The following is a 19357-nucleotide window of genomic DNA, read 5'->3' on the forward strand; positions in this document are numbered from 1 at the left end:
ATGAGGGCCGAGGTGACCCGATCATGGACGGCCTGTTCCTGACCGCGCTGCTCCCGTTGGCCGTGTTCGTTCTGCTGACGGCGGGCAACGCGTTCTTCGTGGTCGCCGAGTTCGGGCTGGTCACCGTCGACCGGGTGGAGATCGACAAGCGCGCCGAGGCGGGCGACCGGCGGGCCGGTACGGTCCGGGACGCGCTGCACGAGCTGTCCTTCCAGCTCTCCGGTGCCCAGCTGGGCATCACCATCACGGCGCTGCTCACCGGCTATCTGGCCGAGCCCGCGCTGTCCCGGCTGTTCACGCCGGCGGTCGAACCGCTGGCCGGCGACGCCACCGACGCCGTCACGCACGCGCTGGCGCTGGTGCTGGCCACGCTGGTGTCGATGTTGTTCGGTGAACTCGTACCGAAGAACGCCGCGCTGGCCCGTCCGATGCGGGCCGCGCTCGCCACGGCCGCGCCCCTGCGTACCTTCGCGCGAACCTTCAAATGGCTGATCGGCGCGCTCAACGGCTCGGCGAACTGGCTGGTCCGCCGCCTCGGCATCGAGCCGCAGGAGGAGTTGGCGAGCGCCCGTTCCCCGGAGGAACTCGGTCTGCTCGCCGCGATCAGCGCGCGCGCCGGAGCCCTCCCCGCGGAGACCGCGACGCTGCTGCGCCGCACCATCCGGTTCGGTGAGAAGCGCGCCGCGAAGGCGATGACCCCGCGCGTCGACGTGGTCGGCCTGACCCCGACGGCGAGCGTCGCCGACCTGATCCGGATGTCCCGGGCCACCGGACACACCCGGTTCCCGGTGTACGAGAACACGCTCGACCTGGTCACCGGCGTCGCCGGGGTGCCGGACGCGCTGGGCGTGCCGCCGGAACGCCGGGCCGCCACGCCGGTGTCCGTGATCGCCCGGGAACCGGTGTACGTACCGGAGAGCCTGAGCCTGGACAAGGTACTGGCGGCGTTGCGGGCGGCCGACGCGGATCTGGCCATCGTGGTCGACGAGTACGGCGGCACGGACGGCGTGGTCACCGTCGAGGACCTGATCGAGGAACTGGTCGGCGAGATCTCCGACGAGTACGACCTGGACGTCCTGGACTCCGGCACCGACGCGGTCACCGCGCCGGGCGGCGAGCGGACGTACCTGGTGGACGGCCTGCTCCGGGAGGACGAACTGCACGAGCAGACCGGCTTCGAGCTGCCCGAAGGCCCGTACGAAACGCTGGCCGGGTTTGTCCTGGCCCGCCTCGGCCACATCCCGGTGGTCGGCGAGACGGTGGTCGAGGACGGCTGGACGTTCACCGTGGTCGAGGTGGACCGGCACCGCGTCGGTCAGGTGCGCGTCGTAGCGCCGGAGTCCGCCGATGGTTGAGCTGGTCGTCACGGCCGTGCTGCTGCTCGGCAACGCGCTCTTCGTCGGTGGCGAGTTCGCGTTGATCGCGTCCCGGCGTACCGCGCTGGAACCGCTCGCCGCCACCTCCCAGCGCGCCCGCTGGGCGCTGTCCGCGATGAACCAGATCCCGCTGATGATCGCCGGAGCGCAGCTCGGCATCACGATCTGCTCGCTGGGCCTGGGCGCGATCGCCGAGCCGGCGCTGGCGCACCTGATCGAGGTGCCGTTCGCGGCCGCCGGCCTGCCCGACGGCGCGGTCCATCCGGTGGCCTTCGTGCTGGCGCTGGGTGTGGTGGTCTTCCTGCACACGGTGGTCGGCGAGATGGTGCCGAAGAACATCACCCTGGCCGGTCCGGAACAGTCCGCCCTGATCCTGGGCCCGTTCATGCTGGCGTTCTGCACCGCGACGAAGCCGGTGCTCAGCGCCATGCGATGGGCGTCCCGGCACGTGCTGTCGCTGTGGAAGATCGAGGCCACCGACGCGGTGAAGACGGTCTTCACCGCCGAGGAACTGGCCGGCATGGTCACCCAGGCGCGCACCGAGGGGCTGCTCGGATCGGAACAGTACGCCCGCATCCACGCGGCGCTGGGTCTCAACGACCGCACCACCGCGGACACGCTGCGCCCCTGGTCCCGCGTGACGACGGTGGTCGACGACGTGACGCCCGCGGCGCTCGAGGCGATCTCGACCCGGACCGGGCGGTCGCGGTTTCCGGTGGTGCACCACGAGACCCGGCGCGTGCTGGGCTTCGTGCACATCAAGGACATTCTCGGGTACGAGGGGGAGCAGCGCCGCCGCCCGATCCCGCCGGGGATCATCCGTCCGCTGGCGGTGGCGCCCCCGGACCGTACGCTCGCCGACCTGCTCCTCACCATGCGCCGCGACCGCCACCACATCCTGCTGGTCAGCGACGGGCGGCGCCCGCTGGGCGTGGTGACGCTGGACGACGTGCTGCACGCGGTCGTGGGCGAGCCGGTGGCCGCCCGTCCCCGATCGGGTTAGCGCTTACGGGTGCTTTTTCAGACTTATGCCTTCTGGCGGGGTTGCGAACCGGCTACGGCACCACTGATCCGGACAATGGACCCATGTCTGACAACCGGCGCATCGTTCCCGTCGGCGCGGCCGTCGCCGCCCTGACCCTCGGCGCCGGCGTCTTCGGCGCCGTGCACGTCGCCACCGACGACCCCGCACCCTCGGACGGCCGGCAGCCCGCGTTCGCGGTGCTGCCGCCGCCGAGCGCCGGCCCGCTGCCCAACGCCGGATCTACCTCCGCCACGAAGACCACCACGAAGATCCGGGTGGCCGCCGCCCCGATCACGGTCCGCTACACCTTCGACGGCGGCGTCGACAAGCCGATCGTCGACACCAACGGCCGCCACCCGCTGCAGCCGCTGGCCCAGAACGGCGGCAACCTCGCCCTGGTCCCGGAGGGCGCCGGGCTGGCCGTCGACTTCCCGGAACGCTGCACGCTCCCGCGCGAGCGCGACTGCCCCCGCGCCATCCTGGAGGGCAGCCGCGACGACGCCCTCAACCCCGGTACCCGGCCCCTGCGGTACGGCGCGTCGGTCCGGATGACCCGCGAGGACCTGGCCGACGGCGCCAACGTGGTGCAGAAGGGCTACTCCGTCGGCGGCGTCAGCCAGTTCAAGCTGCAGGTCGACCACCGACAGGGCCACCCCAGCTGCGTGCTCGCCGGCCACTCCCGGATCTACCGCGCCGAGCCGGCCCTCGACATCGCCGACGGCACCTGGCACAACGTGAGCTGCGCCCGCACCGGCTCGCGCCTCACCATCACGGTCGACGGTGTGGAACGGGCGTCGGTGCCGGTGCCGGCGTCGATGTCGATCGCCAACGCGGAGCCCTTGCGGGTCGGCGGCAAGGGCCCCAACAAGGGCAACGACCAGTACGCCGGCCAGGTCGACAACGTCTTCCTGGCGATCGGCTGACGGTCAGTTCCCGGGCAGCAGCGTGACCGTGACCCGGGTGGGTGCCCCGGGCCGGACCCGCTTGGTGGTGGCGGTGGCGAAGTTCGTGCCGCCGTGCCAGCCGTCCCGGAAGTCGTCGACCGCGTACTTGATCCGTACCGGCTGCTCGGCCACCCCGGCCAGGCCGCGCGAGGTGGAGTCGAACTCGCCGACATAGTCGCCGGTCCGGGCGTTGTACGCCTCGGCCCGCAACCACCCGCGGTACGGCTGCCCGTCCGGCTCCACGACGTGCAACCGCATGCCCTCGCCGACCTCGCGCAGCCGGCCGTCGAGCACCGCCGGTTCGTCCACGCCGGCCCGGACCAGGGTGGCCGCCTTCCGGTCGGCCGCCCCGCCGGACCAGACCACGGCGTGGCCGCTGCGGTACGGCGAGAACCGCACCGGCCAGTCGTAGGGTCCGAGCGTGTCGATGGCGTAGCGGCCCTCGCCCTCCCACTGGGTGCACGACGCACCCAGGGCGGGATCGCCCAGGCCCAGGCTCGGCAGCACGGTGGCGCAGGCGTAGAGCAACGGCTCGCCGCTGTCCGCGTCGGTGATCGTGCCGCTGATCGTGGCCCGCGGATCGAGCCGGATCGGGTCGACGGTGCTCACCCGGCGCGCCTCCGCGGCGATCCGCAGCGCCCGGTACTGGCTGCCCACACCGCCGTCCGGCCCGACCCACTGGATGCCGTACGACCCCCGCCCCGGCACGGCCAGCAGCGTGTACTCGCCGGGCGTCAGCTCGCCGAGCAGGATCTCGCCGTTGTCGTCGGTGTGGTTGCGCGACCAGTCGCAGGTGTCGTCGTCGACGCCGCCGAAGACCAGCGGCAGCGCGGCGACGCAGACGCCCGGGACCGGTTCACCGGTGGCCCGGTCCACCACGGTGGTGCGGATCGCGGTGGTCGGCCGGAGCTTCACCTCGGCCCGGGTGACCGTGCCGAACGCGACCTCCACGTCGACCTCGGTGCGCGCGTGCAGCCCGTCCGTCGAGGTCACGTAGAGCCGGTGCGGCCCGTCGCCGAGGCCGGTCAGGCGCAGCACGCCGCCGGTGGCACCGCAGTCGGTCGGGACGCCTGCCCAGCGGCCGGCGCAGATCGTGTCCACCGGCGACCCGGTCTCGGCGTCACTCGCCACGATCTCCACGACGCCGGGTTCGAACATGGTGTCGTCCACCACGGTGGCCGTACCCTCGGCGACCTGGATCTCCGTGGCCCGGCTGAAACCGGTCTGCCGGTAGGCCCACTGGAACCGCTCGCCGTGGCCGAACTGCACCTTGTACGCGCCCGGCGCGACCGCGGCGAAGGTGTACCGGCCGGTGTCGTCGGAGACGACCTGCCCGGCGCTGGCGCCCGCGGTGGTGAAGAGGTTCACGGTGACCGCCCCGCCGCCGTCCCGGGTGATCGTCCCGGTGATCGAACCCGTCGTGCTCTCCGCCGCCGACGCCGCGGTCGGCGTGCCCACGAAGGCGGTCAGCGCCGCCAGCGCGAGCACCGCCCGCCCGCCGAATGTTGCAGTGCCCATCGATCCCCGTCCCTCGTCCCCGTATGTCGCAGGCGAGGATTCTGGCACGGGGCACTGTCCGATGTGGTCCCGGACGGGGCGGCGCCCGCGGCGCCGGCTGGCTAGCATGCGCCTACACGGCGGACACCGGGAAGGATCACCGTTGACACTGCGGGGGTTGGGACGGCGGGTGACCGCGGGCTTCACCGTGGTCGCGGCGGTGACCGGCACGGTCGCGCTCGCGGCGCGGGCGGCGGCGGCAGCGGAGCCGCACCACACGGTGACCGAGGCGTTCCTCGCCTACACCGACGCGGCGACGCCGACCGAGACGACGTACTGGCCGGATCGTGACGATCTGCCGGTGGGCGCGGCGCGCGACGAGGGCGGCACCGCGCACACCCACCGCGTCTACGTGGCGTTCGAGATCGGCGGCCTGAACGCGGCCCGGCTCTCCGGCGCGCAGCTCCGCGCCAGCGAGTACGCGGTCGCCGACTGTTCCGTCGAGCGGTCCCTGTCGGCCCGCCCGGTCGTGCCGTTCGACGGTCACACCTGGGCGAATCCGCCCGCGGCCGCCGGCGCCGCGGTCCGCCTGAACGCGACCGGCCCCGGCTGCGAGAGCGGACTCACCGCCGAGCTGACCACGGCACTCGACCGGGCGCTGGCCCGGGGCCAGGACAGGCTGTGGGTCGAGCTGCGGGTGCCGCAACGGCACGAGACCGACCCGCGGTACGGCCGCCGCCTCTACGACGAGGTGCGGCTCGAGGTCACGCTGACCAACCGGCCGCCGGACCAGCCGACCGGCCTGGCCGTGGGGAACCCCGACATCCGGTGCTCGGACGACTTCGCGGTGAACGCCGACTTCAGCGTCTTCGCGACCATGACGGATCCGGACCGCGACCCCGACGACCTGCTGACGCCCGAGTTCGAGTTCTGGAACACCGCGACCCCGGGCACCCGCATCGCGATGAACACCGGCGTCTCCAGCGGGTCGGACCTGCGCGGGGTCGGCGACGTACCCACACAGACCCTGCCCGACGGCAGGTACGCCTGGCACGCCCGCGTCTTCGACACCCGCGCCCACTCGCCGTGGAGCGACCCCTGCCACTTCACCGTGGACCGGACGGCACCCGGATCGGCGCCCACCGTGTCCTCCCCGGAATACCCCGAGGACTCCCCGGTCCCCACCGGCCAGGTGGACCAGCGGGGCACGTTCCTCTTCACCGCCAACGGCGTACCCGACGTCGCGGCGTTCGAGTACGGCCCGGACCGGTGGTCGCTGCGCCGGGTCGCGGCGGACCAGCCGGGTGGCGCGGCCACGGTGCGCTGGGCGCCGGGCCGGACCGGCGTGCAGAGCCTGATCGTGCGCAGTATCGACCGGGCCGGCAACCGGTCGCCGGAGCGGACGTACCGCATCAACGTGCGCGGACGTTCCGTCGACCGGTAATCGCGCTGACGATTGACGGGCCGAAGCTGAACGGCGCACGACGCTTTGCGGTATCCCGCACATTGGCGGCGTAATGCGTGCGGAACCGCCGAAGATAATGCCCGAACGCCGGGCTTTCCCGGCACATAGTCCCTGCTCGCGGCGCTCCACGCCAAGAATTGTGGGTTAGGAACCAGTTCCAGTGCAGCGAAAAGGGTCGATGCGGCGTGGCCTTTCTTGCTAGGCTCCTAATCGTTGCGCAACGCTCGTCCTAATCCATTATGTGATAGGAGCCCGTCCGCCGATCAATGGCGGAACCAGCAAACCGGTGAGCTCACCCCATCATGCGAATGCCTTTGTATCGATCTGTTGTCGCGCCGTGGCACGGCCGTGCAACCGATTCGAAAGACGTACAAGGAAGAGGAAGTCATGAGAAAGAGTTTCCGGGCAGCTGTGGTCGTCGCGGGGGTTGCGGTGTCGGTCCTGGCCACCGCGCCGATCGCCCAGGCCGCCACGCCGGCTCCGGCCGCGTGCATCTCGGCCAGCGAGGAACGCGACTGGGGCCGAGGTGAGATCACCGCGTGTCCGCTGGGCAACGGACGGACGCAGCTCACCGGGTGGGTGGAGGACCTCAAGCCGGGCGGCGGTTGGGTGACTCCGGACGGATACTGCGTCGCCTGGTGGCTCGAGACGGGCCCGAACGACGGCACGCACGGGGTGGTCTTCTGCCCGCACATCGTGCCGGGTGGCGAAACGCGGCGGGATTTCGATTACCCCGTCACCACCGCGCGGCCGGTGACGGCCCTCCGGCTGAACATCGCCGCCTTGTGAGCTGAGCCTGCTCCGGCCGGTCGACGCCGGCCGGCCGGAGCAGGCGCGGCGCCCGTTCGGATGCCTGCAGAAGGAGGGTCATGAGAAAGAGTTTCCGAGCGGCTGTGGTGCTCGCGGCGATTGCGGTGTCGGTGCTGGCCACCGCGCCGGTCGCCCGCGCCACCACGCCGAGTTCGTCCACCTGCATCTCGGCCAGCGGGGAACGCGAGTGGGGCCGAGGTGAGATCACCGCGTGTCCGCTGGGCAACGGGCGTACCCAGCTCACCGGGTGGTTGGAGGATCTCCTGCCGGGCACCGGCTGGTGGAATTCGCCGGACGGATACTGCGTCGCCTGGTGGATCAAGGCCGGCCCGAGCAACGGCTGGCTCGAGGTCGAGATCTGTCCGCACTTCGCACCGGGCAGCGAGACGCGGCGGGATTTCGACTATCCCATCACCACCGCCCATCCGGTGACGGAAGCGAAGCTGAACCTCACCTCCTGGTGACCTGAGCCTCGCCTGGTCCGGCCGACGCCGCCCGGACCAGGCAGGCCAGGACCCGGGCCGGCGGACGGGCCGCAGGCTGGTGTCGCCCGCCGGCGCGGCAACCGGCCGTGCCAGCATCGCCTGTGCGCAACGAGCAACGACTACCGACACGTACGCCGGAATCCCGGGCCTTCGCGGAGCGCGTACCGGTCGTCATGACCCTGACCGCCCGCCTCAACATGCTGCCGTTCGACGACCTGGACGCGCGCCGGACCCTGCTCACCGAGATCTTCGGCGGACCGGTCCCCGACTCACTGTCCATCCTGCCCCCGTTCTACTGCGACTACGGGCTGGGCGCCGCGTTCGGCGAGCGGGTCTTCATCAACCAGGGATGCTTCTTCCTCGACTTCGGCGGCATCACGGTCGGCGACCGGGTCCTGATCGGTCCCCGGGTGACGCTGAGTACCGCCGGACACCCGGTAGAACCCGACGAGCGGTACGACTTCATCACCCATGCGCCCATCGTCATCGAGGACGACGTGTGGATCGGCGCCGCGGCCACCGTCACCCCCGGAGTCACGATCGGCCACGGCTCGGTGGTCGGTGCGGGTGCCGTCGTCGCGACGGACGTACCACCGCTGAGCGTGGTCACCTCGGCCGGCGCCGTCGAGCGCAAGCGCCTGGGCGGCTGAGGCTAGACCGCCGGGCCGCAACCACGGACACGCCGGACTCCGCTGCGCTAGAGTCGTCGGCTAGCGGATCAACTGCCGTCCAGGAAGTGAAGGAGCACCCATGGCCATCTCGTCAGCTGGAGCCTCCCTTCGCCCCTCGGCGACCGCAGCAGCAGGCGTCTGACGCCGCTCAGGTAGCGCAACCAGCACACCTCCCGGTCGCCGGGGCGAGGTGACACGTGTCACCGGCCCTCGGCGTCTTCTGGCGTCGTCCTTCGCCCTTCCGGGAGTTCCGCTGTGTCCAAACGCCGTCATTTTCTGCTGCCGCGCGCCCGGTCGACATCGCCGTCGACCACGCCGACCCCCGCCGACCGCATCGTCAGCCTCAACGTCCGCCTGCTGAGCTGGTTCAACTTCCTCGGCGACTTCCGCATGTACGGACCGATTCAGGTCATCTACTTCGCGCAGGTCACCGGCTCGTACACCGCCGCCGCCAGCCTCCTGGCGATCAAGAAGCTGTCCACGGCAGCATTCGAGGTCCCCACCGGCGTCCTCTCCGACCGGCTGGGCCGGCGCGGCACGATCATCGCCGGCGCCGTCGTCATGGTGGCCGCCCATCTCGGGTACGCCGGCGCGCCGGGCTACGCCCTCCTGGTGGCGGCCGTGATTCTGGAAGGGCTGGCGAGTGCGCTGTGGAGCGGCAACAACGACGCCCTCCTGTACGACACCCTGCTCGAAGCCGGCCGGGAGGACGAGTTTCCGCGCCACTCGGGCCGGGTGAACTCGATGTTCCAGATCGCGCTCGCGTTGTCGGCGGCGCTGGGTGGCTGGATCGCCGGTGCCTGGTCGCTCCGAGCGGTGGTCGTCCTGTCCGTCGTGCCGCAGATCCTCTGCGTGCTCGTCGCCTGGTGGGTCCGGGAACCCCGGGCGCACGGCCCACTCGAAACCAACGTGCTGGCGCATCTCGGATCGGCCCTGCGCGGAATCCGCGACAACTCGGTGCTCCGGCGGATGACCCTGGTATCGGCGCTTCGCTTCAGCGGCGAGAGCGCGGCCCAGTTGTCGCCCGTGTTCGTGGCGGGGCTCTGGCCGTTGTGGGCCCTCGGCGTGTGGCGCACCCTCGGCCACGGCGTGTCCTTCCTCGGCTTCCGGGTCAGCGGCTGGGTGATCGGCCGGCTGGGCGCGCCCCGCACCCTGCTGTTCGGCGAACTCTTCGACAACGTCCTGAACGTCGTGGCCCTGATCCGGCCGACGGTGGTGTCGCCGCTGCTCCTCGGGTCCCCGACCTACGGCATGTCCACGATCGCCCAACAGACGCTGCTGCAACGGGAGTTCACCCACCGGGAACGCGCAACGATGGGCTCGCTCGGCTCCCTGCTCGGCAGCGTCCTGTACGCGCTGGCCGCCGTGGGCGCCGGCCTGGTGGCGGACCGCTGGGGCATCGTCCCGGCGTTGTTCGTGATCCAGGCAATGGTGGTGGTTGCGCTTCCGCTCGCATGGTCGGTGCACGCGGGCGCCGCCCGCACCACTGCCCACCAGCGGGCCGGCTCCACCGACGGGCCCGCGGATCAGCGATGACCTGTCCGGTCCTCCACCGGCGACGCAGGCCCTCCGGATGAAGGCTGCAGCGCCCGCTGAGTCAGATCATGGAATCCTCTCCCGCGACACCTGAGCTTGCCTGTTGACGAGGAGCGTATTGCGGCACCTTTGTCGGAGCGTTAAGGTTTGGATGCGTCAAGTGACGGTGACTTGGACAAGCAGGTTCTGCCTGGGAGGTCGTGAGCACACCAAACTTGACGGGTTGCCTTGCATAGCCCTTAGCGGTGCGGGGACGCGAGATTTGGCCTCGCGACCCAACCGAGTCCATCGGTGCACTCATAACGCCCGGTGGTGGCAGATGCCCGGGCAGCCTTTGGGGCGTTCAGCCTCGGGGTGCCGGGCTTCAAGTGAGGCGGGACCCCTCAACGTTCGTCGTTGAGGAAGTCCTGCCATGTGGCCGTCGGACGGTGTTGGTGTTTGTTTCGGTCCAGTTCCCGCTAGCGGATCTGCGTCCGTTCGTGTCTGACGAAACGGGTCGGCTCAGCGCGCCGCCATGGCCCCTTATTGACCCGGCTCGGCATTTTGTACGCTCGATCGGGGGTGCCCGGGAGCGTCCGAGAGGTGGCGTAGCAGAGTGGCTAGGTGAAGGGGTCTACTGCGACGCTCAAAAGGCCATCAGGTTTGAGACCAACGCGGAAAGCCGCCCTCTTGCGGGTGTGACCCTCAGGCCGTTGCCGCGCCGACTATTCGTCACAGGACACCCCAAATGGGCTGGCGCAGCGGTCCGACTCGACGTGAGTTTCCGCATTCAGCCGAAGAGCCCTCGCCGACGCGGGAGTGATCTGCAGCTGGACCCACTGGGTGTCGCCGGCGCAGTGCTCCAACTCCCTGTCACCATCCTTGACAGGCCCGAACATCCCATACCCTTGATGATGGCTGGGAAGGGCATAGCAAAGGCGCTACTTCACTGCACGACGTCCACCTCCAAAATATCCGATACTCTGGAGTGGTGGCTGCGGCCCGGTAGGCCCCTCATATTGGTGGAGCGTACGGCCGAGGTCCCCTTCATTGATTCCCAGCCTGCACACAGCGATGGTCCCGTGGTCGCTCGCCATGCAGCCGCCACCTTCACGTCGGCGCGCCAGCGTGTGCCCATCTGGATTGTTGACTACATGCCCTGGGCAGAAAGGCGCGATGTGCGGCGCCTTCGGATACATCTATGGCGTCTACACCAGGAGCGAGAGATTCTTCGGCTGGTGCTGGCGGCGTGTATCGAAAAGCGATTGGATCCACATGGAAACGACGCCCTGAAGGACTATTTAGCACGACAGAGCGACCGGTTGCGTCGTTCCAGGTTGGGAGGCGTACCCCAAAAGAGTCTACTGACGTACGCGAACGCTCTTGACTCATTGGTGAATAAGGAGGACCTCGACACGCTCCACGAGGTCCTCGATTCCTTCGGCCCAGGCCTGAAATACTCGGTCATGGATCTTGCTCGCTCTGCCGACGCCGGCAGTGGTGGTACAAACATTTTCTATATGGAAAGCGGAAAAATGATGGTGAGCGACAGCTCTCAGCACATCAGTGGCGACGCTACCGTCGGTGCGGTCGTCGGCGGATCGGCTAACGTGTCCGGCGGGAACTTCCAGGGCAGCGGCATCCAGCAAACCAGCCAGGAATGGGATCGCCTGATCACGACCATAGACTTGAGTCGCTTGTCGGAGGAATTGGATAAGCTTCGCGGAAATATGCGTACGACAGCAACTGAGCCGGCACACGACGTAGCGATCGCAGAAGTAGCACAAGCCCAGATCGCGGCGGCCGCCGGCGACCGCGACTCGGTGCGTGATCATCTGGCGAAGGCCGGAAAATGGGCACTCGCCGCGGCGACGGCGGTAGGAACGACGCTGGCAGCTGCTGCGATCAAAGCCGCTACGGGACTGTGACCGGACTACGGCGGCATTACCATCGGCGACCGCGTGCTGATCGGTCCTGGGTCACCCTGAGCACCGCCGGGCACCCGTAGCACTCGACGAGCGGTACGACTTCATCACCCCTGCACCATCGTCATCGAGAACGACGTGTGGATCGACGCCGCGGCCGCGGTCACTCCCGGAGTCACGATCGGCCACGGCTCGGTGGTCGCGCGGGCGCCGTCGTCGCGAAGGACGTGCCGCCGCTGAGCGTGATGACGGCAACCGGGCGTCGTCGAACGAAAGCGCCTCAAGCCGGCATCTACTGCAACCCCTGAAGGCGCGGCTCCACGACCGGCCCGCCGCCACACCGCCGGGGCGTGGGCCGCTTAATCGCTTCAGGTGGCGGACAGGAGTCAGGCTTGGGAGCCACGGAGGGCGGACCACGCCCGGACCAGGACCCCGCAGATCACCACTGAAGCGGCGACTGTGAACGCCCCACGTCCCACCTTGGACATTCCATCAGCAGGTGCAGGTCGCGTGTGGCGCCCCGGGTTTGCTGCGGCGACCTCGTTCCGGTCCGGGGGCTCCTGGTTGATGATCGATCGTGATGTCTCCACCCAGCGCCGATGCCAGGCCGCTTCGTCCCCTCGGCATGCCTTCACGTAGGCGAGGGTCACTTGAAGTGACGGCAGACGGTTGCCTGATGCCGCAGTGGACAGCGTCGAAGAGGCGAAGTGGGTACGTCCTGCCAGTGACCTGTAGCTGGGGTTACCTGCTCGTAGGCGAAGATCCCGCAGTCCCTGCGCGAACTCTGCGACTGCTGCTACGGACGCGTTGATGTCACGCTCTGCTCTTGGCACATCGACCCCCATGATCTCAATGCGGTCCAAAGCATTGATTATGGTCAAAGGAATCAACCAAAGTCATCACATTCGGGGTGAGTCTTGGTCGGCGCGCACATCGGTGCACGTCAACGCAGAGGAGAAGCTCTTGACCAAGATCAGAAATCTGATGCGCCGGGCCACGATCATCTCGGTGGTGACCGGAGCCGTGATCCTCGGAGCGACCGCTACCGCCCAGGCGTCCGAGCCCGCCGGGCCGGCGCCGGCAGCGGTGTCGTCGTCCACGGGCACGTCCGACGCGGGCCAGGACGAAAGTGCCCTGACCAATCGGGGCGCCGGGGAGTGCACCCACTACCTCGAGATCTACGGCTACACGGTCACGAATACGCGGCGTCTGATTTGCTCCGCGGCAGCGTTCCCCATCGGGGCCGTAACAACCCGGATCGCCACCTGCACGGCCGCGCTCATCGCCACCGGTGTGGGTACGGTGGTTTCGCCGATCGCCTGCACGTTGGCTACCGGGCCCTAAGCGGTTTCGGTAAGACCGATACATCAAATCCGGCGTTCCGGTGAGGTGGCCGGTGTGAGGCGAGGGCGTTTCGCACCGGCCACCCGCTGTCGCGGTTGTGCACCCTCATAGCCTCGGCACGGGGCCCAGAGGAGGACTGATGACCGAAACGAATCCCGAACAGCTCCGCCAGACCATCGTGCGGGCGGCCATTCCGCTCATTGGCGAGTACGACACGCTGACCATGGCGCAGATCGCCGGGGCGGCCGGTGTCCGGGAAGCAGATCTCCTGGCGGTCTTCGCGGACAAAGAGGCGGTCATGCAGGCGTGTGCAGCCACGCTGACGGAGGCCGTGGGCGCGGCCATCAATCCCGCCGAGGAAATGCACGAGATAGACGCCATCCGTACGGATCAGCCGCTCGAGTCGCGCCTCGTCAAGGTGATCGACATTCTCGACGCCTACGACCGCCGGATCCGCATCGATCTCGACAGCCTGATACCCCCCAACGTCCCAGCAACTGGCGCGGCGGAGGCACCCGACACCCCACCGCCCGGCCCTCAGGACGAGCTCCGTTCGCTCGGTAGATCGCCCGAGCTCCGGCAAGCCGTCGCGAAGCTGCTGGAACCGGACGAGCAACGTCTGCGCCTTCCCGCTGACATCCTCGCGAAGGCGTTCGTCGGCATGATCTACGGTGGCGTCCGGCCGGTCGGCCCGGACCAGTCACCGCTGCCCGCCGAGGAGGTCGTCCACCTCTTTCTGCACGGCGCCCTGAACACCGACTAGTTTCCGCGGCACCGGCGCGACCCCGCAGGCGAACTGCCTCGGTGAGGAACGCCGGGTCCGTCGGGAGTCCATGGCCGGACGATCTACGACAAGCCTGGGTCCGGCCATACCCACGGACTCCGTCCGCACTCTGCCGGGTCAGGACGAAGAGCCCGGCGGCCGACAAGGTCAGCGGTCGCCGAACTGGTACTCACAACGCCGGCCCGCAGACCGGATCAGCCGAAACGTGCCTCCCATTCCCCGGTAGTGCGCCCCCGATCCAGGGAGGTGATCCGACCGCGAAGGTTGCCACATACTGTCGGAGCGCAGCCGGGAGACGCGGGCCGCAGTGCAAGGCGCCGGGCCGGCTCCGGCTGTCGAGAGCTTCGGCACTTCACCTCATGGCACGACGCCAGCCGACAATGCACCGAGATGACGAACGCCTGACCGGGCCGCGTGTCTGGTCAGGGTGGTCTGCGTTCCCTGCTGTTCTCCGTGGCTCCCCGCCGCTACGGGCACGCAGGGGGCACGGTCAGCATGTCGCCGGGCGGCTATCTGAATGGCAGGGGACGGATACGCATGCGCTCGTCGGTTATCACAACGAAGGCGCCCTTCGCCAGGTCATCCTCGAACTCCGGGAGATTGGCCAGCAGTACGGCGGACAGAGAAGTCGCGGATCGATCGGAGCGGCGGAAGAGAACGACGCTAGGCGTTCCCGCCCCGGAGCGGGCGAGCAACTCGCCGAAGTCCGTGTCGGCGGACAGCAGGACGCGCCCGTCTCCGACGGCACGAGCGAGGACTCTCTCATCGGGCTCACCGGCCAGTTCGCAGTCGGTCACATGGACAGCGTCATGACCGACGTCCGTTAGCAGGGCGGCGACGCGGATCGACAGGCATTCGTCGACCAGGAACTTCACGCCGACATCCGCAGCGGTAGTTCCCGCTCGTCCACGGCCCGAGCGGCGAAGCGCAGGCCGGCCAGGATGTCGTCCTTGGTCAGGGTCGGGTACTCAGCGAGCACCTCTGCGACGTCGTACCCCTGGCCGAGGAGTCCGATGACGGTCGCCACTGGGATGCGGGTGCCGGCGATGCAAGGCACGCCGCCCATGACGCGGTGGTCGATGGAGATCCTGTCGTTCATCGCTCTATCATCTCTCCCGAACGCCGGTCGCCGCTAGAAACGGACAGACGCGGCACACTCGGCGACAGATTCGCGAGGCAGCCGCCATGGCCCGTAGACGGCCCGGGCCGTTGTCGTGGCCGCTCAGACAGACCCTGCACCGTGGGCTTCCGGGGCTCGGCCCCGGAGCAGACATGCGAGGAGCCCCTGGTCCGCGCATTTTGCGGACAAAGGGCTCCCGGAGACGAGCGGGTGACGGGAATCGAACCCGCACTGTCAGCTTGGGAAGCTGATGTTCTGCCATTGAACTACACCCGCGAGCGGCATCACTCTACCCGATCAGCAGGCGTCGTGACGGAGCCGCCCCCGTCGGTCGGGCAGACGCCGGCCGGACCTGGACCGCACGGCTCCCTCCAAGCCGAGCGGTCCCCGCGGGACGCAGACGCGGTGGTCCGGCCGACGCCTACGACATGGCGGCTGCCAGGGGGCGGCCTAAGTGGGCGGCGGGGTCGCGCCACGTCTGGGTGACGGGTGGCATGAGGATGGCCAGCGGGATGGCGCCGGTCTGGCCGTGGCGGCGGAGCATGGCGACGTCGATGGACAGCTCGAACAGGCGCCAGTCGACCTGGGTGGAGGCGCGCAGGGCGTCGGCCAGGTGGGCGACGACGAGTGGGTCGTGGACCTCGGTGGCGTGGCCGGAGACATACGCCTCGTCGTCGTTGTCCTCGGGTGGGTAGGAGTGCAGGGCGTAGCGGCCGTCGCGCTCGAGGTCGCGGCGTTTGGGGGAGCCGACGACGAAGCAGTAGAGGCCCTGGTCGGTGATGACCGGTGAGACGGGATGGACGCGGGGTCCGCCGTCGGGGCGCACGGTGGCCAGGTAGCCCATGCCCGGGCCGTACTGCTGCAGGAGTGCGCGGATGCCTGCCGCGAGGGCGGGCTCGGCGGCGGCGAACTCGGACCAGGAAGCCATGGCAACATCATATCGAACATATGTTCTAGGAGGCCACCGAACACACCCGAAAGTGCAGGTCGGTATGGTGTCCCGATGCTGCTCTCCGACCGTGACCTGGTCACCGAGATCAAGGCGTCGAATCTCGGGCTCGAGCCGTTCGAGCCGGAGCTGATGCAGCCGTCCAGCATCGACGTGCGGCTGGACCGCTTCTTCCGGGTGTTCAACAACCATCTGTACACCCACATCGACCCGGCCGCGCAGCAGGACGACCTGACCGCGATGGTCGAGGTCGCCGACGGGCAGCCGTTCGTCCTGCACCCGGGTGAGTTCGTGCTGGCCTCGACGCTCGAGGTGATCACGCTGGGCGACCAGCTGGCCGGCCGGCTGGAGGGCAAGAGCAGCCTCGGCCGTCTCGGTCTGCTGACCCACTCGACCGCGGGCTTCATCGACCCGGGCTTCTCCGGGCACGTCACGCTGGAGTTGTCCAACGTGGCGAACCTGCCGATCAAGCTGTGGCCCGGGATGAAGATCGGCCAGCTCTGCATCTTCCGGCTGTCCTCGCCGGCCGAGCATCCGTACGGCTCCGCGGTGTACGGCTCCCGGTACCAGGGCCAGCGCGGCCCGACGCCCAGTCGCTCGTCGCGCAACTGGCGTACCTGGCCGACCGCCTGACCCGGGGGCGCGACCACCGTCCGGTGTCAACCGTGCGCCGGAGTGGCGCTGGCTGAACGCACGACATGCACCGGCTGATCCGGCATTTCCTACATCAGGCCGCCGCTTCCCGTGTCCGTTTTGCGGTATGTATACCGTAAAGCGAACAAACGGGCAGTAAGGACATTGATGAAGCGCCTCCTCCAGCTGATGCTGATCCCTCTCGTCGCCGTGCTCGGCGCGACCACCCTGGCCGCGCCCGCGCAGGCCGCGCCGTGGACGTCGTCGATCAGCTTCAACGCGTCCCCCGAACCGCTCGCGGCCGGTGGCCAGGTCACCCTCTCCGGCAAGGCCGGGTACACGAAGAGCGGCAACGCCGGCATCGTGCGGTTCTACTTCCGCCGGACGAACGCCACCGCGTTCACCTACATCACCTGGGGCCGGACCTCGGCCTCCGGCGCCTTCCTGGTGCGGACGCGGCAGACCACTTCCGGCTACTGGAAGGCCGTCTACGGCGGCAACGCGATCCGCAAGCCGGCCACGTCCGGCGCCGACCACGTCGAGGCCAAGGCCTGGCGGTACGTGACCGCGGTGCGGTTCCGTCACACCGACACCGGCGACTACACCGGTCCCGTCGTGAACTGGTCCACCGACCGCTCGGCCACGGTGACCGCCCGGGTCAACTGCCCCGCCGGCTCGATCAACAACTTCTTCTACGTGTACTGGACCGGGAAGCCGGCCTGGGGCACCTCGTCGGTGGAACTGCCGTTCAAGGGCACGGTGGCGGCGGCCGGCACACGGTACCTGTATCCGGACGAGAAGACCGGCTACATCGAGATCGCCACCCAGGACAACTGCACCTGGACCGTCACGATCACCCAGCGGGTGCGCGCCTACGTCGCGGTCTGATCCGGCTCGACCGGCGGGGAGCCGACGCAGAACAGGTTGCCCTCCGGGTCGGCGAGCGTGGCCCAGTCCACCGTGGGCACTTCGCCGGTGATGTCGTACTGACGGGTGGCGCCGAGCGCGATCAGTCGCTGCACCTCGGCCTCGCGGGCGCCCACGGGCGTCCCGAGGTCGAGGTGCACGCTGTTGCGGGCTGGGCGTTCCTGCGGCACCCGCTGGAAATACAGCGTCACGCCGCCGGTCTGCGGGGGCGACACGATGACGAAGCCGCCCGCGTCATAGGTCACCTCGCCGCCGAGGGCGGCGGCCCAGAAGGACCCGAGGCGGGTCGGGTCGGCACAGTCGAAGTTCACGGCTTCCACCTTCAGCCGCGCGGTGGTGGTCGGAGCTGTGGTCATGGGGCGACGGTAGGGGCGGGGTACGACAGTTTCCGGCGGTGGCGACGGGACGGTGGGGTGACGGGCCGGGCGGTGCCTGCGAGGATCGTCTGGTGTATTTGATGATCTCCACTTACTCCGCCCCGCTGGAGCAGGTCGACGAGGCCCGCGCCGATCACCTGCGCTTCATCGACGGCCTGGACGAACGCGGTCTGGTCGTCTCCGCCGGCCGCCAGGAGCCACCGGCCGGCGGCGTGGTGCTGCTGGACGTGGACTCGGCGGCGGAGGCCCGTGCGCTGATGGCCGAGGACCCGTATGTGGTGCGGGGCCTCGCCGCCTACGAGGCGATCGGCTGGCAGCCCACCCGCGGCGTGCTCGCCGACTGGGCACGGGACCGAACCTAGCGAACCGATCCGTCGGCCAGGGACAGCCCCGGCCCTGCCCAGCGGTCAGCGGACGCCGGCGGGCACCCGGGCCTGCCGCTGCCACCGGGCGGACGGCTGGGCGCCCCCGGCCGGGGCGTGACGTGGCCCGGATCCGCCCGGTCCGCGGTGGTGCGGCACGCCGGCATGCGGCCCGGCGTCCCGTGCCCGGGACCGCGCGGCGATCGGCCGGGGTGCGGCCACGATCCAGTTGATCAGCACCAGGTTGAGCAGGTAGCCGGCCAGCACGCTGAGCACCAGCATCGGGGTGGTCATCCAGCCGTCGCCGAGGAGGAAGATCGGCGCGAAGATGATGGAGACCGGCGAGGTGAGGGCGATCAGCAGGATGATCGCGTACGACGGGCCCGACGCGGCCGTGCCGCCGGCTGCGGCGAGGACCGCGAGCAGGTAGAGGCGGGCGGCCCAGGTTCCGAAGAAGATGTTCACCATGCGGACCATCGTGGTCAGGATGGATCTCCGGCCCATGAGTAGCGCTACTCAGTACCCGCCGGTCCGGGACTCAGATCCGCACGGGTGAGCAGGCCCCGCACGTTCCCGGCGGGCGGGCCCTCGTGCACGATCACCGCGGTGCCGACCGGTTCGGCACCGAGCGTGCTGATCACGGTGTGCAGGGCACGCGCCTGTGCTCCGGTGCCGGCCCAGTCGTCCACCACCAGGACCCGGTCGCCGGGCCCGATCAGATGGGTACGCACCCCCAGGCGCTGTGGCTCACCGCGGTGGTCGGCGGGCACGTCGGCCCAGGTCATCGGCTCCGCGATGGGTCGCCGGGCACCGGCCCGGTACGCCTCCACGAAACCCACCCCGAGCGCTCGCGCCACCAGGGGCCCGAGCAGGAACCCGGTCACCTCGGGCGCGACCACCACGGTGGGCGACCGGTCGGTGAACAACCCGGCCAGGGCCGGGCCGATCGCGTCCAGGATGTACGGGTCCCGCCACCACCCGGAGCGGTCGCTGACCAGCACGTCGCTGTCCGGGCCGGGGTCGGTCCACCGGAACTGGGAGATCAGACGGTCACGCAGGTCGGATGCCACGTCGACATCCTGTCACCGGGGCTCGGGGGGTAGGCACGACGACTGAATGACGCCGATATGCCGGGTGGCCAGAACCTCA

21 protein-coding genes and 1 tRNA gene are annotated in these 19357 nt (G+C 69.5%); 14 read left to right on the top strand and 8 right to left on the bottom strand.

All coding sequences use genetic code 11. The features are described 5' to 3' along the window. The first annotated feature begins 23 nt into the window (after window positions 1–23). The 3 genes from LDL48_RS07985 (at window position 24) to LDL48_RS07995 (ending at window position 3323) form a co-directional block, all read left to right on the top strand. Window positions 24–1355: a hemolysin family protein gene (locus LDL48_RS07985; protein ID WP_225254368.1), complete on the top strand. Its 1332-nt coding sequence runs from the start codon at window positions 24–26 to the stop codon at window positions 1353–1355. After that, entirely contained in the window at window positions 1348–2379 is a 1032-nt protein-coding gene (locus LDL48_RS07990; RefSeq protein ID WP_225254369.1) for a hemolysin family protein, read from the top strand. The genes LDL48_RS07985 and LDL48_RS07990 overlap by 8 nt, the downstream gene beginning before the upstream one ends. 83 nt (window positions 2380–2462) lie before the next feature. Continuing rightward, window positions 2463–3323, top strand: a complete 861-nt coding sequence (locus tag LDL48_RS07995; RefSeq protein ID WP_225254370.1) for a LamG-like jellyroll fold domain-containing protein — start codon at window positions 2463–2465, stop codon at window positions 3321–3323. A gap of 3 nt (window positions 3324–3326) precedes the next feature. Here the strand turns inward: LDL48_RS07995 and LDL48_RS08000 are convergent, their stop codons facing one another. Then, complete coding sequence (locus tag LDL48_RS08000; protein ID WP_225254371.1) at window positions 3327–4862, bottom strand: MSCRAMM family protein; 1536 nt, start codon at window positions 4860–4862, stop codon at window positions 3327–3329. A gap of 142 nt (window positions 4863–5004) precedes the next feature. On the opposite strand from LDL48_RS08000, the gene LDL48_RS08005 reads away from it, so the two are divergent. From LDL48_RS08005 to LDL48_RS08045, 8 genes are all read left to right on the top strand, one after another. Further along, window positions 5005–6285 carry a hypothetical protein gene (locus LDL48_RS08005; RefSeq protein WP_225254372.1) on the top strand — a complete coding sequence of 427 codons (1281 nt, stop codon included), beginning with the start codon at window positions 5005–5007 and terminating at the stop codon, window positions 6283–6285. 348 nt (window positions 6286–6633) lie between these two features. After that, window positions 6634–7095, top strand: a complete 462-nt coding sequence (locus LDL48_RS08010; RefSeq protein ID WP_225254373.1) for a hypothetical protein — start codon at window positions 6634–6636, stop codon at window positions 7093–7095. Window positions 7096–7175: 80 nt separating this feature from the next. Continuing rightward, window positions 7176–7580, top strand: a complete 405-nt coding sequence (locus tag LDL48_RS08015; protein ID WP_225254374.1) for a hypothetical protein — start codon at window positions 7176–7178, stop codon at window positions 7578–7580. Between the two features lie 194 nt (window positions 7581–7774). Next, window positions 7775–8251, top strand: a complete 477-nt coding sequence (locus LDL48_RS08020) for a sugar O-acetyltransferase (RefSeq protein WP_225254375.1) — start codon at window positions 7775–7777, stop codon at window positions 8249–8251. 276 nt (window positions 8252–8527) lie between these two features. Continuing rightward, the gene (locus LDL48_RS08025; RefSeq protein WP_225254376.1) at window positions 8528–9808 is read left to right on the top strand and encodes an MFS transporter; all 1281 of its coding nucleotides are present in this window, start codon (window positions 8528–8530) and stop codon (window positions 9806–9808) included. 434 nt (window positions 9809–10242) lie between these two features. Next, complete coding sequence (locus LDL48_RS45435; RefSeq protein ID WP_504785485.1) at window positions 10243–11715, top strand: hypothetical protein; 1473 nt, start codon at window positions 10243–10245, stop codon at window positions 11713–11715. Between the two features lie 960 nt (window positions 11716–12675). Continuing rightward, the gene (locus LDL48_RS08040) at window positions 12676–13056 is read left to right on the top strand and encodes a hypothetical protein (protein WP_225254378.1); all 381 of its coding nucleotides are present in this window, start codon (window positions 12676–12678) and stop codon (window positions 13054–13056) included. A 139-nt stretch (window positions 13057–13195) separates the two neighbouring features. Then, on the top strand, window positions 13196–13819 hold the full coding sequence (locus tag LDL48_RS08045) for a TetR/AcrR family transcriptional regulator (protein WP_225254379.1): 624 nt from the start codon (window positions 13196–13198) through the stop codon (window positions 13817–13819). Between the two features lie 530 nt (window positions 13820–14349). Here the strand turns inward: LDL48_RS08045 and LDL48_RS08050 are convergent. The 4 genes from LDL48_RS08050 to LDL48_RS08065 all read right to left on the bottom strand — a co-directional run bounded on the left by LDL48_RS08050 (window position 14350) and on the right by LDL48_RS08065 (window position 15888). Next, entirely contained in the window at window positions 14350–14715 is a 366-nt protein-coding gene (locus LDL48_RS08050; RefSeq protein ID WP_225254380.1) for a DUF5615 family PIN-like protein, read from the bottom strand. Continuing rightward, complete coding sequence (locus tag LDL48_RS08055; protein WP_225254381.1) at window positions 14712–14939, bottom strand: DUF433 domain-containing protein; 228 nt, start codon at window positions 14937–14939, stop codon at window positions 14712–14714. The genes LDL48_RS08050 and LDL48_RS08055 overlap by 4 nt, the downstream gene beginning before the upstream one ends. A gap of 226 nt (window positions 14940–15165) precedes the next feature. After that, a tRNA-Gly gene (locus LDL48_RS08060) sits at window positions 15166–15236 on the bottom strand. Window positions 15237–15381: 145 nt separating this feature from the next. Next, window positions 15382–15888: a pyridoxamine 5'-phosphate oxidase family protein gene (locus LDL48_RS08065; RefSeq protein ID WP_225254382.1), complete on the bottom strand. Its 507-nt coding sequence runs from the start codon at window positions 15886–15888 to the stop codon at window positions 15382–15384. Between the two features lie 75 nt (window positions 15889–15963). On the opposite strand from LDL48_RS08065, the gene dcd reads away from it, so the two are divergent. Then, window positions 15964–16542: a dCTP deaminase gene (dcd, locus tag LDL48_RS08070; RefSeq protein ID WP_225254383.1), complete on the top strand. Its 579-nt coding sequence runs from the start codon at window positions 15964–15966 to the stop codon at window positions 16540–16542. Window positions 16543–16710: 168 nt separating this feature from the next. After that, window positions 16711–17430, top strand: a complete 720-nt coding sequence (locus tag LDL48_RS08075; protein WP_225254384.1) for a hypothetical protein — start codon at window positions 16711–16713, stop codon at window positions 17428–17430. Here the strand turns inward: LDL48_RS08075 and LDL48_RS08080 are convergent. Next, window positions 17415–17825 carry a VOC family protein gene (locus LDL48_RS08080; protein WP_225254385.1) on the bottom strand — a complete coding sequence of 137 codons (411 nt, stop codon included), beginning with the start codon at window positions 17823–17825 and terminating at the stop codon, window positions 17415–17417. The two genes, LDL48_RS08075 and LDL48_RS08080, sit on opposite strands and share 16 nt — an antisense overlap. Window positions 17826–17926: 101 nt before the next feature. Between LDL48_RS08080 and LDL48_RS08085 the strand changes: the two genes are divergently transcribed. Beyond that, on the top strand, window positions 17927–18208 hold the full coding sequence (locus LDL48_RS08085) for a YciI family protein (protein WP_225254386.1): 282 nt from the start codon (window positions 17927–17929) through the stop codon (window positions 18206–18208). Between the two features lie 45 nt (window positions 18209–18253). On the opposite strand, the gene LDL48_RS08090 is transcribed toward LDL48_RS08085, so the two are convergent. Both LDL48_RS08090 and LDL48_RS08095 read right to left on the bottom strand, forming a co-directional pair. Continuing rightward, the gene (locus tag LDL48_RS08090; RefSeq protein ID WP_225254387.1) at window positions 18254–18685 is read right to left on the bottom strand and encodes an SCO4225 family membrane protein; all 432 of its coding nucleotides are present in this window, start codon (window positions 18683–18685) and stop codon (window positions 18254–18256) included. Between the two features lie 35 nt (window positions 18686–18720). After that, the gene (locus LDL48_RS08095; RefSeq protein WP_225254388.1) at window positions 18721–19278 is read right to left on the bottom strand and encodes a phosphoribosyltransferase family protein; all 558 of its coding nucleotides are present in this window, start codon (window positions 19276–19278) and stop codon (window positions 18721–18723) included. Window positions 19279–19357 lie beyond the last annotated feature (79 nt).

The sequence above is a fragment of the Jidongwangia harbinensis genome (genome assembly GCF_020216025.1).
In the GTDB taxonomy this organism is placed as follows: domain Bacteria; phylum Actinomycetota; class Actinomycetes; order Mycobacteriales; family Micromonosporaceae; genus Actinoplanes; species Actinoplanes harbinensis.

Bases quoted from the DNA above. Each gene is read 5' to 3' on its own strand.
- dcd (WP_225254383.1), top strand. From the start codon at position 15,964: ATGCTGCTCTCCGACCGTGACCTGGTCACCGAGATCAAGGCGTCGAAT.
- LDL48_RS08000 (WP_225254371.1), bottom strand. From the start codon at position 4,862: ATGGGCACTGCAACATTCGGCGGGCGGGCGGTGCTCGCGCTGGCGGCG.
- LDL48_RS08090 (WP_225254387.1), bottom strand. From the start codon at position 18,685: ATGGTCCGCATGGTGAACATCTTCTTCGGAACCTGGGCCGCCCGCCTC.
- LDL48_RS08065 (WP_225254382.1), bottom strand. From the start codon at position 15,888: ATGGCTTCCTGGTCCGAGTTCGCCGCCGCCGAGCCCGCCCTCGCGGCA.
- LDL48_RS08085 (WP_225254386.1), top strand. From the start codon at position 17,927: ATGATCTCCACTTACTCCGCCCCGCTGGAGCAGGTCGACGAGGCCCGC.
- LDL48_RS08055 (WP_225254381.1), bottom strand. From the start codon at position 14,939: ATGAACGACAGGATCTCCATCGACCACCGCGTCATGGGCGGCGTGCCT.
- LDL48_RS08045 (WP_225254379.1), top strand. From the start codon at position 13,196: ATGACCGAAACGAATCCCGAACAGCTCCGCCAGACCATCGTGCGGGCG.
- LDL48_RS07995 (WP_225254370.1), top strand. From the start codon at position 2,463: ATGTCTGACAACCGGCGCATCGTTCCCGTCGGCGCGGCCGTCGCCGCC.
- LDL48_RS08015 (WP_225254374.1), top strand. From the start codon at position 7,176: ATGAGAAAGAGTTTCCGAGCGGCTGTGGTGCTCGCGGCGATTGCGGTG.
- LDL48_RS07990 (WP_225254369.1), top strand. From the start codon at position 1,348: ATGGTTGAGCTGGTCGTCACGGCCGTGCTGCTGCTCGGCAACGCGCTC.
- LDL48_RS08080 (WP_225254385.1), bottom strand. From the start codon at position 17,825: ATGACCACAGCTCCGACCACCACCGCGCGGCTGAAGGTGGAAGCCGTG.
- LDL48_RS08075 (WP_225254384.1), top strand. From the start codon at position 16,711: ATGAAGCGCCTCCTCCAGCTGATGCTGATCCCTCTCGTCGCCGTGCTC.
- LDL48_RS07985 (WP_225254368.1), top strand. From the start codon at position 24: ATGGACGGCCTGTTCCTGACCGCGCTGCTCCCGTTGGCCGTGTTCGTT.
- LDL48_RS08020 (WP_225254375.1), top strand. From the start codon at position 7,775: ATGACCCTGACCGCCCGCCTCAACATGCTGCCGTTCGACGACCTGGAC.